Genomic DNA, 17,440 nt, shown 5'->3' with positions numbered 1-17,440 from the left:
GCGGAACCGTCCGGGCGATATGCCGTATTCGCGGCGTAATGCGCCACTGAACGCGAACTCGACCGAATACCCGCGCCGCCGCGCGATCGCGGCCGGCGGCGCATCCGACTCGCGGAGCGGCCGCGCACCGTGGGCGAGCCGCGCCCTCGGTGTGGATCGAGTCCCGGCCCGATCCTCCCCCCGGGGCACACACATGTCGCCCGGCACCCGCGTCATCCGGGAGACCAGCAGCGCCGCGCATGCGCGGGACCCGGCTACGCGCCCTGGACGTTGCCCCGTTTGTCGATGGCGACGTACGACCCCGGCTGGTTCTTCGCCGTCTTCTTCATGTCCGACGCGATCGCCATCACGATGCGGGGGTCGTCGAAACGACGGCCCTCCCCCGTGGTGGCGACGCCGATCGAGAGCGTCACCAGCGCCGCGCGCTGCTTGCCGCCCCGGCGGTCCGGGACCTCGATGTAGCCGCGCCGGGCGTGCTCCGGGTCGTAGAGCTCGTCGGCCGCGCGCTCGAAGTCGACGACCATGGCCTGGGTGAGCGGGCGGATCTGCTCCGGGTGGCAGATGAAGATGAAGTCGTCGCCGCCGATGTGGCCGAGGAAGACCGGCGGCAGGCCGACCTGGACCACGGCGCGGTGCAGGCTGCGCGCCAGGGCCTGGATGAACGCGTCGCCGCGGTCGAAGCCGTACACGTCGTTGACGGCCTTGAACCGGTCGATGTCGATGTAGCCGACGGCGTAGTCGGCGCCGCTGCGCATGCGGTCGCTGATCTCGCGCTTGACGCGGCTGTTGCCGGGCAGGCCGGTCAGCGGCGAGACCTCGCGGGACTCCTGGTTGCGGTTGAGCGTGTTGCGGACCCGCGCGACCAGTTCGGACGTGTCGAACGGCTTGACCATGTAGTCGTCGGCGCCGGCCTTGAGACCGTTGACCTTGTCGATGGTCATGCTCTTCGCGGTGAGCATGATGATCGGCAGGGTCGAGGTGATCGGGTTCGCCCGCAGCCGGCGGGTCAGCTCCAGACCGTCGATCTCCGGCATCATCAGGTCGAGCACGGCCAGCGACGGGCGCTGCTTGTCGATCTCCTCCAGCGCCTGCTTGCCGTCGTTGGCCACGACCACGTCGAAGCCGTCGAGCTTCAGGTTGAGCGCCACGAAGTGCGCTATGTCCCGGTCGTCGTCGACGACGAGTATCAGGTCCCGGCCGGGTTCCGGCCCGAACTCGTCGCGCTCGCTGCTGCTCATGCCGGGTCGCCCTTCACGCCGCGGCCGCGGGGCGGCCGGCGCCGAGCCGATGGTCCGCTCATGCGGAGGCCAGCGCGCGGAGTTTGCGGATCGCCTCGGCGGGGTCGTCGGCGCCGTAGACGGCGGTGCCGGCCACGAACGCGTCCGCGCCGGCCTCGGCCGCGGCCGCGACGGTGTCGGCCGCGATGCCGCCGTCCACCTCGAGGCGGACCTCCAGGTGGCCGGCGTCGATGTGGCGGCGCACGGCACGGACCTTGTCGAGGGTCTCCGGTAAGAACTTCTGGCCGCCGAAGCCCGCCTTGATCGTCATGACCAGCAGCGTGTCGAAGTGCGGCAACAGCTCCAGGTACGGCGTGACGTCGGTGTCCCGGTCGATCGCCAGGCCGGCCCTGGACCCGGCCGCGCGCAGCGTCTTGGCCAGCGCCACCGGGTCGTCCGTGGCCTCGGCGTGGAACGTCACGTTGTACGCCCCGGCCTCGGCGTAGCCGGGCGCCCAGCGCTCCGGATCGGTGATCATGAGGTGCACGTCGAACGGGATCGGCGTGGCCTTGCGCAGGCTCTGCACGACCGGCAGGCCGATCGTCAGGTTCGGTACGAAGTGGTTGTCCATCACGTCGACGTGCAACCAGTCCGCCGCTCCCTCGACCGCGCGCGCCGCATCGGCGAGGCGGGCGAAGTCGGCGGCCAGGATGCTGGGGGCGATGACGATCGACGGCGCGTCCACGACAGTGAGTCTACCGATCGCCGGGCTTTTCGATCACCAGTGCCGCATAGGGTTGCGGCGAAGCCACGTACCGAGGGGAAATGTCTGCATGCCACGCACGATCGCCACGAACACCCGGGTCGGCCGGGACGGGTTGCTCGACTTCGTCCGGCCGCGGCACCACGGGATCCTGATGACCACGCGCGCCGACGGCCGCCCGCAGGCGTCGCCGGTGACCATGGGCGTCGACACCGAGGGCCGCATCGTGATCTCCACCTATCCCGAGCGCGCCAAGTCCACCAACGCCCGGCGGAACCCGCTGGTCTCGGTGTGCGTCCTGTCGGACGAGTTCAACGGCGCGTGGGTGCAGGTCGACGGCACCGCGGAGGTGCTGGACCTGCCGGACGCGCTGGAGCCGCTGGTCGACTACTTCCGTTGCATCTCCGGCGAGCACCCGGACTGGGACGAGTACCGCGCGGCCATGGTCGCCCAGGGCAAGTCGCTGATCCGCGTCACGATCGACTCCTGGGGCCCGATCGCGACCGGCGGCTTCCCGCCCCGCCTCGCCGACGACTGAGGACCGGGTGGCGCCGGCGAACCGGTGATCAGTCCGCGAACCACGCCGCGGCGCCGGGCGGGAGCAGCCCACCGGCGCCGAGCGGCGCGCTGGCCAGCAGCGGGGTCGCGCGCGGGTCGACCTCGGCCGGTTCGTCGCCCATGTTGACCACACAGATCAGTTCCCCGGGGGTACGGCGGAAGCAGAGCACCGGATCGCCCGGCTCGGACAGCCACTCCAGCTCGCCCTCGCCCAGCCGCTCGCGACGGATCTCCAGCGCGGCCCGGTAGAGCGTGAGCGTCGAGTCCGGGTCGGACTGCTGCGCCTCCACGGTCAGCTCGGCCCAGGCCGGCGGCTGGGGCAGCCACGGCGTGCCCGCCGCCGGGTCCGGGGAGAACCCGAACGGCGGCGCCGCGCCGGACCACGGGATCGGCACCCGGCAGCCGTCCCGGCCGCGGTCGGCGCCGTTCGTACGGATGAAGTTCGGGTCCTGACGGAGCTCGTCCGGGATGTCGGTCGCCTCCTCCAGGCCCAGTTCCTCGCCCTGGTAGAGGTAGACGCCGCCGGGCAGCGCGAGCATCAGCAGCGCGGCCGCGCGGGCCCGGGCCCGGCCGGTCGCGCCGCCGCCGTAGCGGGTCGCGTGCCGGATCACGTCGTGGTTGGAGAGCACCCAGGTCGCGGGCGCGCCGACCGGGGCGAGACCGGCCAGCGTGTCGTCGATCGCGGTCCGGAACGCGGCCGCGTCCCACGGCGCGACCAGGAACGCGAAGTTGAACGCGGTGTGCAGCTCGTCCGCGGCGAGATACCGGCCGAGGCGCGCGAAGTCGAGCACCCAGGCCTCCGCGACCATGGTCCGGTCGCCCGGGTACGCGTCCACGACCCGCCGCCAGCCGCGCCAGATCTCGTGCACCTCGTCCCGGTCCCAGAACGGGTGCCCCGGCTGCGCGATGTGCACCGGCACCGCCGGGTCGAGCGTGTCCGGCAGCTCCGGGAGCGCCGGGTCCTTGCGCAGGCCGTGCGCGACGTCGATGCGGAACCCGTCGACGCCCCGGTTCAGCCAGAACCGCAGCACGTCCTCGAACTCCGCGACCACCTCCGGGTTCGTCCAGTCCAGGTCCGGCTGCGCGGTGTCGAACAGGTGCAGGTACCAGCTGCCGTCCTCGACCCGGGTCCAGGCCGGGCCGCCGAACACGGACCGCCACCCGTTCGGCGGCGCGTCGCCGCGGCCGGGCCGGAAGATGTAGCGGGCCCGGGCGGCCCGGTCACCGGCGAGCGCGGCCCGGAACCAGGCGTGCGCCGACGAGGTGTGGTTCGGGACGACGTCCACGATGATCCGCAGGCCGGCCGCGTGCGCACCGGCGATCAGCGCGTCCGCGTCGGCCAGCGTGCCGAACAGCGGGTCCACGTCGCGGTGGTCGGCGACGTCGTAGCCGGCGTCGGCCTGCGGGGACGGGTAGAACGGGTTCAGCCAGATCGCGTCCACGCCCAGCCCGGCCAGGTACGGCAGGCGGGAGAGCACGCCGGGCAGGTCACCGATGCCGTCGCCGTCGGCGTCCGCGAAGCTGCGCGGATACACCTGGTAGATCACCGCGTCGCGCCACCAGGGCCCGCTCTCCGTCATCCGCCGATCATCCCATCGGGTGGGCGTCAATGCCGGTTGAACCGAAGGTAGCGGTGTCCCGTTATCAGGGCCACGACGCACCGAGGAGTGACCGTGCCCACGTTTTCCCTGTCCGACGTCTGCCGGGACGGCCGGTTCATCCCGATTCCCGGTGGCGCGTACTTCCACCCGGGCACGATGGCCGAGCCGGTCGACGTGCTCGCGCTGACCAGGGCGATGAACGCGGTCCGCCGCGCGGACGGCGGCGCGATCGTCGTACCGGAGGCGGCGCTGGACCGCCCCGCCGCGCTGCACGCGGTGCGGATCGCACTGGACGGGATGCCGGCCGGCGTCGTGCTCACCGCGCCGGACGGCAGCCGGACCGGCACCGACGACTGGCTGGCCGCGACGGACGCGACCGGCGCGCAGGCGCACGCGCCGTACCTGCCGGGGACGGTCCTCTCACCGCGCGTGGTGCCGGTCGACGCGGCCGGCCGGGAGAACGCGGACACCCCGGTCGCGGTGCGGGTCCTGCCGCGCGCCGACGCGGACGCGCGCGAACTGCTGCGCACCGCCGCCGACCTGGCCCGCGACCTCACCCGGCACCCGGTCGACCGGATCCGCGCGCTGACACCGTCCGGCTCGCCCGCGTACCTGATGGCCGTCGGCATGATCCTCACCGGGCGCCCGGACGCCTGGGACCACCGGCGGGTGACCCCGCCGACGCCGGCCGAGGTGCACCGCGCGTTCGCCGGCGGCGGCACGGTCCCGCTGCCCGGCTCCCCCGCGCTGGTGCACGCGTCCGGCGGCACCGGCGAGCGGCTGACCTGGCTGGTCACCGGCGACGACGGCACGCTCCTCGCGGTGTCCGCGCACGGGATCGCGCCGGCCTCCCCGGACCGGACGCGGGCGCCGGGCACCACGGTCGTCCGGTTCGGGCCGCCGGACGACCTGTCGCCGGTGCGGGCCGCGCTGGACGCGCTCGGGCCCTGGGACGGCGACCCGGACTGTGTGGACCGGGTCGCGCGGGTGATCGGCGGCCTCGGCGGCCTGACCTACGCGCCCGGCACCGACGGCCTGCGCCCGCGCGAGGTGCTGGCCGCGCGGATGGGCGGCTTCTTCGGCCCGGAGGGCGGGCCCGCGCTGCTGACCGGCCTGAGCCCGGGTACGGTCGCGCCGGTCTGGGTGCGGCCGGTCCCGCTCGCCGACGGTCGCCTCGAGCCCGGCCGGGCCGCGCACATGGTGCTCGTCCACCACCGTGGCGGCGGGCGGTTCACGCTGCTGGAGACGCAGCTCGACGGCGAGGCGCGGCTCCGGCCGTTCACGCTGCGCGACCGGGTGCTGCCGGGCGCGCTGACCGGCACGCTCCGGCTCGTCCAGGACGCCGCCGGGCACCTGCGGCAGACCGAGGTGGACGGGCGGCGCACCGTGTCCGCCCCGGCACCGGTCCCGGACGGCCGCGGGACGGCCGCGCTGCTCGACCCGGCCACCGGCCGGGCGGACCCGGAGGGCGTCGGCGCGGAGTTCGAGCCGATGGTCCGCATCGGCCGGGGCCGGGAGCTGGGCCTCAAGAAGCCGGCGCCGGCGTTCACGCACTCGTTCGAGAACCTGACGTTCGTCGAGCTGCCGCAGGTCGGGCTGGTGCTCAAGGGCGACAAGAAGGTGGCCGCGCTGGGCCGGTCCGGCCGCTGGTACAGCTCCGAACGGCAGGCCGAGGCGGCGGAGGACCGGGTCAAGCGCGTCGAGGAGTGGCGGATCATCGAGGTCGCCACGTACGTCGGCACCGCGCTGCCCGGCGAACCGGCCGACGTCGTCAGCGCGGAGACGTTTCACACCCGCGCCAAGGTGATGATCCGCTGGCTGCAGAACATGGGCCGGCACGGGTACTCGCTGCAGAACACGCTCAGCCTGACGCCCGCGATGGCGGAGTACTTCGACCGGTGGGCCGCCGGCCTGCCCCGGCACGAACGGGCGGCCGCCCGGCTGATCCGCGACGCACTCGTCGAGATCGAGCCGGCGGACCTGCCGAAGGTCGCGCGCGAGCAGGTGCTGTTCCACCCGGAGCACACCGCGCCCGGCAACCTCTACCACTCGACCGTGGACGTGTCGCTGGCCGGCATCCCGGCGCTGCACGCGCTGCGGCGGCAGTGGGTGCGCGGGCGCGACCGGTACTACGACGACCTCGTCATGGTCGACGAGGTCGTCGCCGAGCACGCCTCCGGCGTCGCCCGGCTGTTCCTCCGGCAGCTCGTCGACGGGCCACTGGACGCACGCGACGTCACCGAACTGATGCGCGGAGCCGAGGCGCACGAGCTGCGCGGGGTCCTGCACGTGGTGCTCACGCACCTGATGACGAAGGCGTACGAGAGCCGGCTGAAGAAGGTCGGGCTGTTCAAGAACGGCACGCTCGCGCTGAGCCGGTACGACCTGGACGACATCAGCGAGTACCTGCCCGACGACGTCAAGGACTTCCTCACCCGCAACTTCGACGGCCTGGTCCGCGACCTGGACCGGACGCTGGCCCGCCGGCTGCCCGGCCTGGCCCGGCGCGGTGAACGGTGGACCGAGAAACGCATGCCGCGGACCTTCGGCACGGCCCGCGCGCCGCGGTACAAGCACGTGCTGCGCGGCGCGCTGCTCGGCGACCCGGACCGGCTGGTTCCCCTCGAGGACATCGTCGGCGCCCTGACGAAGATCGACGTCTTCGATCCGTTGCCCGGACAACCCAAGCGGATCCCGTTCGAGCTGCGCCTGCACCTGCCGGACCGGAACGCGTACGAGCCGGCCGAGAGCATGACCACGCTGGACGGCACGGACGCGTACCTGCGGCACTCGCTGGACGTCTCCCGCGACGCGGAACGGGTGGCGAGCGAGGCCCGGGCGTGGACCGCCGCCAACGGTCCGGCCCGGGACGTGGCGGCCCGGCTCAGCGCCGCGCACGGTGCGCTGACCCCCTGGCACGGCAAGGTCTTCCACGATCCCAGCGGCGCGCTGTGGGAGAAGCGCAACGGCGTCTGGGACCACCCGGCGCAGCTCGTGCGCGAGGTCGGCACGTCCGGGCGGCTGGACGGTGCGCGGCCGATCGTGCAGCACGAGACCGGCCGGCTGCGCGGGTCCCGCCGGCCGGTGCTGGCGCTGCTGTCCCGCAGCCGGTGGTCCCGGTGGCGGCGGGAGGAACAGCTGGAGCGCTCCTCGGCGTACCTCGTGGTGGCCCGGCCGCTCGGGCACCTGGTCCGGGTCCCGGTGCAGCGCGACGGCCGGACCGCCGAGGCGTGGCTGACCGCGGAACAGTTCGCGGCGCTGCTCTACGCGCAGAACATCGGCCTCCGGTTCGCGTTGCGGGCGATCGACGGCGAGTTCGCGGACGGCTTCGTCGCCCGGGTGGGCGCGGAGTACACGGCGCTGCACACCGCCGACCGGATGCGCGACCTGCACGTCTACCGGGTCGCCGGCATCCGCTACGACGCCGCGCCACCCACCCCGGCCGCGGTGCTCGCACCGGGCAAGGACGGGCTGCTCGCCACGCTCGACCCGGCGCTGCGCGCCATGACCACAGCCGATCCGCCGGTACGGAGGCTGGTCCGCGGCACCCCGGACGCCGCGCTCGCCTGGACCCTCGCGGCCGACGGGCTCGCCGGGCTGCGAGCCGACTTCGCCGGGCTGACCGAGCCGGAGCTGCGCGGGCGGTTCCGCGACCTCGCGTTCGCCGCCGACCGGGCGATGGCACTGGTCGGTGAGCTGGTCCCGGACCGCGACCACCCGGTCGCCGACGTACTGCTGCGGCTGGACGCGCTGCTCGGCACGCGCCGGTTCCCCGGCGGCGCCTGGCCGGTGCCGGCGCCGCCCGCGCTCACCCCGGCCGAGCGGCGGGTGCGCGCGGCCATGGACGTGCTGTCCACACCGGACGCCGGCCGCCTGCTGCCGCTGCTCGGCCGGACCGCACGCACCACCGACACGGACGGGCTGCGCGGCCCGGACACGGTCGCGGCGCGGCTCGGCGGCTGGTTCGGGCCACCGGGCGGCGCCGGCCGGCTGACCGCGCTGCCGGTGGGCGGCGTGACCCCGGTCCGGGCCGGGGAGCGCGTGCTGCTGGTGCAGCGGGCCTCGCGCACCCGGTTCGTGCTGGCCGACCCGGCGGCGGACGGCGACGCGCGGTTCACCCCGGTTCCGCTGTCCGCGCTGGTCGAGGGCGACACGGTACGCCTGCCGGCGGCGCTGCACGGACCGGTGCGGCTGGTCACGGACGCGGACGGCGCGCTGCGGCACGTCACGGTGGAGACCCGGCGCGCGGCCGCGACCGCGCCGGGCTCGGCCGCGCTGACGGCGACGGACCGGCTGACCACGGAGACGTTCCCGCTCCCGGCGACCGGCCGGCAGCCCGTCACCGGGACTCCGGCGGACCGGCCGGCCGGTGGCGCACCGGTGTCCGGGGCACCCGCCGCCGAGGTACGGGCCGCGCCGGGCGTGGACGGGTCGCCGGCGCCGGGCGGGTGGCCGGTGCGGGTGCTGGGGGACTTCAAGGGCGCCGCCGGTGTGCTGGACGACGTCCGCGCGCACGGCCACCTGGCCGGGCGCCCGGTGATCGCGGTCAGCCTGGCCGGGCCGCCCGAGGTGGTGGAGTCCGTGGCCGGCCGGCTCGACAAGCTGCTCCGCCGGTACGCGCGGACCGGGCTGACCCCGCTGGTGGTGGCGCCCGAGGCGACCGCGACCGGCCGGAAACGGCTGGACGAGACGCGCGCGCGGCGGCCGATGATCTCGCTGACCCAGGAGACGGCCGGGTTCGACCCGACGGTGTGGCGGCTCCGCGGCCCGAACGGCACGCCGCTCACCGACTCGGCCGCGCTGGACGCGGACGCCTTCCAGCGGGTCGCCACGCCGCCCGGCGCGGCCGGCGCATTACTGCCCGGCGCGGCCGGCGCGCTGCCGGACGCGCTCGCCGGGTGGCTGCTGGCGGACGGGCCGGCCGAGGCCGAGGCGCATCATCGCGCGCACGCGGCGGCGCTGCACACGCCGGAGACGGCGGCCGTGCTGGCCCGGCTGGCCGAGGCGGAACCGGACGACGCGGAGCTGGCCGCGTACCGGATCGCGCTGGAACTGGCCCGGCGGGCCGGCGGCGTGCCGGACGCCGGTGCGAAGCGGCTGCGGCCGTCCGCGACCTCGATCCTGGCCGTCGAGCCCGCGTACCGGCCGGCCGACGGGCCACCGGTCACGGCCGTCTACGACTACCTGGCGGTGACCGGCGGCCGGCGGGAGCGGTACGCCTGGGAGGGTCTGCTGTTCCAGCTGCTGCTGGCCGGTGAGCTGACCGGTGGTCAGCTGCTGGCGCTGATGCGGGCCACCGCGGTCACCGCGCCGGACCGGGCGAGCATCGCGGTCGTCGAGGTCTTCCTGGCGCTGCGCGACCTGCCCGAACGGCTGCTCGGCGAGAACCCGATGACGCACCCGGAACTGGTGGAGATCATGGAACGGATCGGCCGGGTGACCCGGGGCACGGCCGGCTCGTACGCGGACTGCGTCGACCCGGTCGACCGGACGGCCTGGATCGGCCGCTTCGACGACCACACCGCGCGCTGGCGGGCCACCGGCGACCCGGCCGACGCCCGCCGCGCCGACCTGCTCCGCACCGCCACCGACCTGCTGGCCAACTGCTGAACCCACGGGCCCGGCGGCGGCCACCGTCGCCGGTCCGGTCAGCCGGGTCCCGTACCCGCCGCGCGGACCGGGCGCCGGAAACCCCGCCGCGCGCGGGGCGGGCGACCACCACGCGCGGCGGGCGGCCGCAGGGTGGGGCGGTTGTGGGCGGGTGGAACGAATACCGTGGGGGGATGGGCGCATACCGCGAGCGGCCGCCCGGCATCCGGGCTCTGGTGGCGTGGGCGCCGTGTGTCTGGGTTCGGGTCGCGGCGCCCGGGGCCGCGCTGATCACGCCGGACGGCTGCGTGGACCTCTACCACGCGAACGGCCGGCTGTCGGTCGCCGGACCGGACACGTCCGCGCGCATGGCGGCGTTCGCGCCCGGGACGGTGATCGCCGGGGTGCGGCTGCGCCCGGGCGCGTCCGCGTTGCTGCTCGGCGACGTGCCGGCCACCGCGATCCGCGACACCCAGCCGGACCTGCCCCGGCTCTGGAGCCCGGCGCGGGCCGCGACGCTGGCCGAGGACACCGCACGGGCCGCGACGCCGGACGAGGAGACCGCACGGGCCGCGACCACCGCAGGGGCTGGGACCACCGCAGGGGCCGGGACCACCGCAGGGGCCGGGACCACCGCAGGGGCCGGGACCACCGCAGGGGCCGGGAGCGAGGCCGATGGTGGCTGGGCGGTCGCGGCGGTGCTGGAGCGGGCGCTCGCCGCACGGCTGCGCGGCTTCGTGCCGGACCCGGCCGTGCTGCGCGTCGTCGCGGCGCTGGACGGCCCGCGTCCGCCCTCGCTCGCCGCGCTCGCGGCCGGCCTGGGGCTGTCCGAGCGGCAGGTGCGGAGGCGGATCACGGACGCGGTCGGTTACGGCCCGCGCACGCTGCACGGTGTGCTCCGCTTCCGGCGCGCACTCGCCGAGGCCCGCACCGGCGCCGCCTGGCCGGAGGTGGCGATGCGCGCCGGATACAGCGACCAGCCGCACCTGACCCGCGAGTTCCGCCGCTGGTCCGGCCGCACGCCCACCGCGCTGCGCCGGGCCACGCCCACGCCCACGCCCACCGCGCCGCACCGGGCCGCGGTCACGCCCACGCCCACCGCGCCGCACCGGCACGCCGGCAGCCCCGCGCCCACCGCGCCACGCCGTGACTCGGTCGCCCTCCCGCCCACCGCGCCACGCGGGGACACGGGCGGTCACACCCGCACCGGAGCGCGCCAGGACGCGGTCGGCACCATGCACACGGCGCCGCGTCGGGACGCGGTCAGTCCCAGGCCGTGAGGGTGTGCAGCGCGTGCAGCGTGATCGCCGGGCGGGCCTCCATGGCGGTGTTCGGCGCCCACTGGACGTAGGTGATCGGCCAGCCGCCGTCGTCGCCCTGCCGGCCGGCCAGGAAGTCCAGGCTGCGGGTCAGTTCCCGGTCGGTGAACCAGCGCGCGGCCAGGCTGTCCGGCGCGGGCGCGTAGTCGTGCGCGTAGGTCCACTCGCCGGCCGCGTATCCCGGCGCGATGGCCGCGTCCGCCGTCGGGTCGGACGGGTCGGACGGCACCAGCCCCTGCTCCCGGACCAGCCGGCCGAGCCGGTCCGCGGCCCGGACCGCCCGGTGGCGGTCCGGCGCGTGGTCGAGGAAGTCCAGCGCGGCACGTACCTCGTACGGGTGGGTGCGGTCGAGCGCGTCGATCGCCGCCCAGCAGAACGCGACCGCGCCGTCCAGCCAGGGGTGCGCGATGCCGTGCGCCAGCAGCGGTCCGGCGATCTGGCCGGTGGCGAGCAGATCACCGGGCACGTCCGTGTCCGCGGCCGGCACCGGCAGGAACGGCGGATGCGGGTACGCGGCCAGGCTGGGCAGCACGGACGGCGCACCGCCGGCCGGCCCGGACACGCTCGCCAGCCAGTCGCAGAGCGCACCGCCGGTGCCGGCGTCGAGCTGCCCGGCCGCCGCGAGGACGCGCAGCGCGGACGGCACGGCCAGCGGCTGACCGGCCGGCCCGCGCACGTCCGGCTCCAGGCCGAACGCGAACCCGCCGTCCGGTGCCCGGTAGGCCTCCAGCGCGGCCCGCACCCCGGCCGGGTCCGCGCCCTCGAAGTGGTGGCCGTACAACCGCTGTTCCAGGACCCGCCCGGTGAGCCGGATGAAGTGCCCGGCCCGGGCGATCGTCTCCGCGTCCGCTCGTGTCATGCCCCGACGCTAGCCAGTCCGCCGTGCGCTGTCTTGAACGTTCCGGCCGTCCCGCGGGTCTGCGGAACCACTGTGGAACGTGCGGGCGCATCCGTTCGGGGACTGCTGCCGAGGGCCGGAGTCTGACAGCATCGTCCCCATGCGGGAGGCGGAGGCGCTGCGGGCTGCGTACGACGGGGTGACGGCGGTGCTGTCCCCGCTGAGCCCGATGGAGTTGCTGGCACCGACCCGGTGCCACGGCTGGACGGTCGCGGACGTGGTGCATCACCTCACCGAGGACGCGCGGCGGGCACTGGTCGCGCTCGCCACGCCCGCGGACGGCCCGGCCACCCGCACGTTCGTCACCTACTGGTCGCCGGGGCCGGCCCCGGCACCGGACTGGGAGAGCGCCGAGCGCGCCGCGGCCGCGTCCGCCTGGGCCGCCCGCCGCGCCGCCTCCGTGGCCCGCGAGCCGGGCCTGCTGGTCGAGCTGTGGCGGTCGACCTCGGCCGCGGCGGTGCACGCGGCGCTGGACGCACGCCATGCGTTCGTCGCCACCCAGGGCCACGTGCTGACCGTGCCCGACCTGCTCACCACGCTGGCCACCGAGGCCGTCATCCACCACCTGGACCTGCTGCTCGGCCTGCCGGCGACGCCCGAGCCCGCGGTGGCCACGCTGGACGGCCTGCTGGCCCGGCACGGCGGTGTCCGCCCACCCGACTGGGACGTCGAGGACTACCTGCTGAAGGGCGCCGGCCGCCTCGCGCTCAGCACCACCGACCGCACCGCCCTCGGCGCCACCGCCGGCCTCTTCCCGCTGCTCGGCTGACGCCGGTGCGATCCGGTGCTGCTCGCCGTGGCGACGGCGGCCTGGCCGGCTTCGACCTGGACGCGCTGCCGCCACCGCCGAGGGCGCGACGGACCCGCCGGAGCAGGACGAGCAGGGCCCCCGCCGAGGTGGCCCGCGGCACGCAGCGCAGCGGCACCCCGGTCCTGCTCATTCCGTCAGGAGGTGCGCCGGAAGGGCCGTGCCAGCGCGCCCGGCCGCCGCTGCCGGGTGGTGAACAGCAGCATCGCGAGGAGGGCGAGCAGGTACGGCGCGGAGACGAGCAGCTGCGAGTTGACCGTGTACCCGAGCGCGGGCAGAGCCAGGCGCAGCGCGTCGGCGAGGCCGAACACGGCGCAGCCGGCGAGCGTACGGCCGAGGCGCCACCCGCCGAAGATGACCGCGGCGATGACGAGGTAGCCGCGGCCCGCGGTCATGTTCTGGTTGAAGGAACCGACCTCACCGACCGCGAGGTAGGCGCCGCCGAGCCCGGCGAGGGCACCGCACCACAGCAGCGCCTGCCGCCGCCGCAGGTTGACGCGGATCCCGGTCATGTCCGCCGCCTCCGGGTTCTCGCCGGCCGCGCGCAGTTCCAGGCCCCAGCGGCTGCGTTCCACCAGCCACCACGTCAGCGGCACCAGCGCGAGGAGCAGGTAGACCGGCCAGCGTTCGACGAACAGCGGGGCGCCCAGCACCGGCAGGTCGCGCAGCACCGGCACGCTGACCTGGGCGACCTGGTGCCGGCCCAGCTCGCCGACGGTGACCAGGTAGCTGGTCAGGCCGAGCACGAGCGCGTTGAGCACGAGACCGACGACGAAGGTGTTGACGTGCCACCGATGCGACAGGGCGCCGTGCACCGCGCCCACGAGCGCGCCGAGCAGCACGCCGGCGAGCAGGCCGACCGTGGCGCTGCCGGTGAGGCCGGCGACGGCGATCGCGCCGAAGGCCGCGCCGAGCATCATCGCCTCGACGGAGACGTTCAGCGTGCCGGCGCGTTCGGCGACGTACTCCCCGCAGGCCGCGAACACGAGCGGCGCGGTCAACCGGATCCCGCTGGACAGGATGGTCGCCAGGTCCTCCGCGACGCCGCTCATGCGGCCCCCGGCCGGCGGCGCAGGACGGCGGGCGCGACGAACGCCAGCGTCAGCAGCGCCTTCACCACGTCGACCAGGTACGGCGGCACGCCGGTCGCGGCCAGGAAGCTACCACCGGCGCGCAGCACCGCGAACAGTCCGGCGACCGGGATCGTGAGCAGCGGCCGGTCGCGGGCGATGAGCGCGACCAGCAGGCCGTCCCAGCCGATGTTGATCGAGATGTCGGGTTGCAGCCGGTTGGTGCTCAGCGGGCTGGCCAGCAGCACGGCGCCGGCCATGCCGGCGAGGGCACCGGAGACGGCCAGGGCGACGCCGCCGACGGCCGTGACGGGGATGCCGGCATGCCGGGCCGCCGCCGGATTGAGGCCGGCCACCGTCAGCCGGAATCCCCACCGGGTCCGGCCGAGCGCCACCGCCATCAGCAGCGCGGCGACGAGACCCACCCCGAGCCCGAGGTTCAGCTGCGGCCCGGGGTGGTCGCCGAGCGAGCCGAGCAGCGCGCCCGCGGGCAGCCTGTTCGACTGCGGCAGCGCGGCCGCCGCGCCCCACCGCGACTCCTGCAGCAGCCACGGCGTGGTGACCGCGAACGCGACCACCTGTTGCGCGAGGAACGTCATCAGCAGCGTGCTCACCGCGATGTCCACCCCGCGCAACCGGTTCATCAGCGCGCTGAGCCACGCCCACGCCCCGGCGGCCAGCGCCGCGGCGAACAGGACGACGAGCGCCAGGGCGGGTCCGGGCACCGCCAGGCGCAGCCCGGCGGCGGCGCCGGCGAGCGCGCCGATCAGGACCTGGCCCTCCTGACCGATGTTGAACGCGCCGGACCGCGCGCTGCAACAGGTCCCGACCGCGACGAGCATGAGCGGCGCGGCGTACAGCAGGGTCTGGCTGACGGCCGCCGCGTCGCCGAGGCTGCCCTCGACCAGCGCGCGCAGCGCCGCGGCGGGGGATCCGCCGGTGACGGCGATGAGCAGGCCGGAGAGGACCAGCGCCGCGGCGACGATCGCGGCGGACAGCCAGGGGCCGGTACGGGTCACGCCGCGCCGCCGACGAGCAGGCCGAGACGTTCCGGGTCGGCCCGTGCCGTGGGCAGCTCACCCACGATCCGGCCGCGGAAGATCACGGCGAGCCGGGTGGTGAGCGTGAGGATCTCCGCCGGCTCCGTGGAGATCACCAGCACGGCGATGCCGTCGTCCGCGCAGCGGCGCAGGCGTGCGTACAGGTCCTCGACCGCGCCGACGTCGAGACCGCGGGAGGGTTGGGCGGCGACCAGCACCCGCGGCCGGCCGGAGAGCTCGCGGGCCAGCACCACCCGCTGCTGGTTGCCGCCGGAGAGACTGCGCAACGGCGCGTCCAGCGAGGCGGCGGTGATGCCGTACTCGTCCACGAGCGCCCGCACCCGCCGGCGCAGGCGACGCCGGTCGACGAACACGCGGCCGCTGACGTCGCCGAGCCGGGTCAGGACGAGATTCTCCGCCACGCTCAGGTCGAGCACGACGCCGGCGTGGTGCCGGTCCTCGGGGACGATGCCGAGGCCGGCGGCGGACAGCGCGCCCGGCCGGCGGAGGTCGACGGGGGCACCGGCCACCTCCACCGTGCCGGCGTCCGGGACGGTCAGTCCGCTGAGGACGTCACCGAGCGTCTTCTGGCCGTTGCCCTCGGCGCCGTACAGCCCGACGATCTCCCCCGAACGCACGGTGAGGCTCAGGTCGTCCAGGCCGGGCCGCACGGTCAGTCCGGCCAGCCGCAGTGCCTCCGCCGACGCCGCCGACGCCGCCGGGGCCGTGGCGTTCGGGAGTACACCGACCGCCGCGCCGAGCGTCACCTCGCGGCCCACCATCTCCCGGGCCAGTTCGGCCTCGGTCGTGGCGGCCGTCGCCCGGCGCAGGACGACCCGCCCGGCGCGCATGACGGTCACCCGGTCGGTCGCCGTGGTGATCTCCGTGAGCTTGTGGCTGATCAGGACGACCGCGCGGTGTTCGGCGGCTACGACCCGGCGCAGCACGGTGAACAACTCGGCCGACTCGGCCGCCGTCAGCACGGAGGTGGGTTCGTCCATGATCAGTACGGCCGGATCGCGTCGCAGGCACTTGAGCAGCTCCACGCGTTGCCGCTCGCCCGCCGACAGCGTGCCGACGCGGGCGTCCGGGTCGATCACCAGCCCGTAGCGTTCCGCCACCGCACGCACCTCGGCCCGCGCCGCCGCCCGCCGGACCGGCCCGGCGGAGCCGAGCACGACGTTCTCCCACACCGTCAGCGGGTCGACGAGGCTGAGGTGCTGATGCACCATGCCGATGCCGAGGGCCGCCGCCTCCCGCGGCCCCGCGACCGTGACGGCGCGACCGTCGCGCTCGACGGTGCCGGAGTCCCGCGCCTCGAGCCCGAGCAGGATGCGCATCAGGGTGGACTTGCCGGCGCCGTTCTCGCCGAGCAGGCCGTGGATCTCGCCGCGTTCGACGGTCAGGTCGACGCGGTCGCAGGCCACCACGGCGCCGTACCTCTTGGTGATCCCACGCAGGCGCAGTGCCGGTTCAGGAGCCAAGCCTGCGCACCTCGGCCGCCGGGTCGATGGTGCCGCGGCCGATGTCCGCGATGAAGGCCGCCAGGTCGGCGTTCTGCTCCGGGGTGCCCTTGCAGAGCTTGACGGTCGGATACGGGTCGACGCCCAGCTGCCACGTCTTGGTGATGCCCATCTCCAGCCTGCCGGCGGCGTACAGCTGCAGCGCCGCGGCGAAGTAGTCGCCGGGGTCGAACAGCACCGAGACGTCGAAGGTGGGGCTGGTGGAAGCGCACCGGTCGGTCCCGGGCGTCAGCGTGATCGCGCCGGCGGAGTTGGCCAGCGCGGTCGCCACGTCGGTCGCACCGCCCAGGTACGGATAGATCGCTCCGACCCCCTGGCTGAGCTGTGCCTGCGTCGCTTCCCGGGCCTTGCCGGAGTCGTCGAAGTCGCCGGTGTACGTGGTGACCAGCGTGGCGCCCGGGATGAGCTCGCGGATGCCGGCCAGGAACGCCGTCGAGGCGATCTTCGTGAAGTCGGCCTCCGGACCGGTGACGAAGCCGGCCCTGGTGGTGTTCCGCGCCCGCATGAGCAGGCCGGCGGCGTACCCGGCGACCAGCATCGACTGGTTCGGGTCGTCGCTGGACAGCATGATCCTCGGGGTCTGCGGGACGTTCGCCGACGACGGCACGTACCAGGCGGTCCTCGCGCAGACGGCCTCCTCGGATGCCGGTATGGCGTCCTTGAGCTCGCTGGCGCCGATCGCCACCATGTCGGCCCGCTGCCGGCACAGGGCCCGGGCGGCGGTGAGCGCCTCGGAGACCGGCACGCTGCCGCGTTTGATGACCGTCCAGTCCTGGGCCTGGGCGAACGCCTCGGCCTTGACCACGAAACTCTCGTAGTAGCCGTTGTCGTTGATGTCGCCGGGGCTGAGCACCCCGATGACCACCTTGCCGTCACCGTTGACGTCCGGCGCGCCGGGCAGCAGGGTGCCGGTGCTCCCGCCGGGCGCCGCGGACGGTGCCGGGGCCGCGGTCTCGTCGTTGCTGACGCACGCGGCGAGCGCCGCGACCGCGGCACCGGCGGTGATCACCGCGAGCGCTTTCCGCACGAAGCCGGTCAAGCTCATCACCATCGA

Annotated in this window: 12 protein-coding genes; 4 read left to right on the top strand and 8 right to left on the bottom strand. The window is 75.3% G+C overall.

The window, feature by feature from the left end; genetic code table 11:
- Window positions 1-254: 254 nt before the first annotated feature.
- Both J2S44_RS31395 and rpe read right to left on the bottom strand, forming a co-directional pair.
- The gene (locus J2S44_RS31395) at window positions 255-1,238 is read right to left on the bottom strand and encodes a GGDEF domain-containing response regulator (RefSeq protein ID WP_310421241.1); all 984 of its coding nucleotides are present in this window, start codon (window positions 1,236-1,238) and stop codon (window positions 255-257) included.
- Window positions 1,239-1,296: 58 nt separating this feature from the next.
- Window positions 1,297-1,962 carry a ribulose-phosphate 3-epimerase gene (gene rpe / locus J2S44_RS31390; RefSeq protein WP_310421239.1) on the bottom strand — a complete coding sequence of 222 codons (666 nt, stop codon included), beginning with the start codon at window positions 1,960-1,962 and terminating at the stop codon, window positions 1,297-1,299.
- 88 nt (window positions 1,963-2,050) lie between these two features.
- Here rpe and J2S44_RS31385 point away from each other — a divergent pair, with 88 nt between their 5' ends.
- Complete coding sequence (locus J2S44_RS31385) at window positions 2,051-2,518, top strand: PPOX class F420-dependent oxidoreductase (RefSeq protein WP_310421237.1); 468 nt, start codon at window positions 2,051-2,053, stop codon at window positions 2,516-2,518.
- Window positions 2,519-2,546: 28 nt separating this feature from the next.
- Here the strand turns inward: J2S44_RS31385 and J2S44_RS31380 are convergent, their stop codons facing one another.
- Window positions 2,547-4,118 (bottom strand): glycoside hydrolase family 13 protein, encoded by a 1,572-nt coding sequence (locus tag J2S44_RS31380; RefSeq protein WP_310421235.1) that lies wholly within the window; start codon window positions 4,116-4,118, stop codon window positions 2,547-2,549.
- 93 nt (window positions 4,119-4,211) lie between these two features.
- Between J2S44_RS31380 and J2S44_RS31375 the strand changes: the two genes are divergently transcribed.
- Entirely contained in the window at window positions 4,212-9,749 is a 5,538-nt protein-coding gene (locus J2S44_RS31375; protein ID WP_310421233.1) for a hypothetical protein, read from the top strand.
- 173 nt (window positions 9,750-9,922) lie between these two features.
- On the top strand, window positions 9,923-11,008 hold the full coding sequence (locus J2S44_RS31370; RefSeq protein WP_310421231.1) for a helix-turn-helix domain-containing protein: 1,086 nt from the start codon (window positions 9,923-9,925) through the stop codon (window positions 11,006-11,008).
- Here the strand turns inward: J2S44_RS31370 and J2S44_RS31365 are convergent.
- Window positions 10,992-11,906, bottom strand: a complete 915-nt coding sequence (locus tag J2S44_RS31365) for a hypothetical protein (RefSeq protein WP_310421229.1) — start codon at window positions 11,904-11,906, stop codon at window positions 10,992-10,994. The genes J2S44_RS31370 and J2S44_RS31365 overlap by 17 nt on opposite strands.
- A gap of 139 nt (window positions 11,907-12,045) precedes the next feature.
- Here J2S44_RS31365 and J2S44_RS31360 point away from each other — a divergent pair, with 139 nt between their 5' ends.
- Complete coding sequence (locus tag J2S44_RS31360; protein WP_310421227.1) at window positions 12,046-12,714, top strand: maleylpyruvate isomerase N-terminal domain-containing protein; 669 nt, start codon at window positions 12,046-12,048, stop codon at window positions 12,712-12,714.
- 176 nt (window positions 12,715-12,890) lie between these two features.
- On the opposite strand, the gene J2S44_RS31355 is transcribed toward J2S44_RS31360, so the two are convergent.
- The 4 genes from J2S44_RS31355 to J2S44_RS31340 are packed head-to-tail and all read right to left on the bottom strand — an operon-like array spanning window position 12,891 to window position 17,431.
- Complete coding sequence (locus J2S44_RS31355; RefSeq protein WP_310421225.1) at window positions 12,891-13,805, bottom strand: ABC transporter permease; 915 nt, start codon at window positions 13,803-13,805, stop codon at window positions 12,891-12,893.
- Window positions 13,802-14,842 (bottom strand): ABC transporter permease, encoded by a 1,041-nt coding sequence (locus J2S44_RS31350; RefSeq protein ID WP_310421223.1) that lies wholly within the window; start codon window positions 14,840-14,842, stop codon window positions 13,802-13,804. Before J2S44_RS31350 ends, J2S44_RS31355 begins: the two co-directional genes overlap by 4 nt.
- Window positions 14,839-16,347 carry an ABC transporter ATP-binding protein gene (locus J2S44_RS31345; protein WP_310421221.1) on the bottom strand — a complete coding sequence of 503 codons (1,509 nt, stop codon included), beginning with the start codon at window positions 16,345-16,347 and terminating at the stop codon, window positions 14,839-14,841. The genes J2S44_RS31350 and J2S44_RS31345 overlap by 4 nt, the downstream gene beginning before the upstream one ends.
- Complete coding sequence (locus J2S44_RS31340; protein ID WP_310421219.1) at window positions 16,337-17,431, bottom strand: BMP family ABC transporter substrate-binding protein; 1,095 nt, start codon at window positions 17,429-17,431, stop codon at window positions 16,337-16,339. The genes J2S44_RS31345 and J2S44_RS31340 overlap by 11 nt, the downstream gene beginning before the upstream one ends.
- Window positions 17,432-17,440 lie beyond the last annotated feature (9 nt).

The sequence above is a fragment of the Catenuloplanes niger genome (assembly GCF_031458255.1).
Taxonomy (GTDB): domain Bacteria; phylum Actinomycetota; class Actinomycetes; order Mycobacteriales; family Micromonosporaceae; genus Catenuloplanes; species Catenuloplanes niger.
This window is presented reverse-complemented; position numbering and strand designations above follow the sequence as displayed.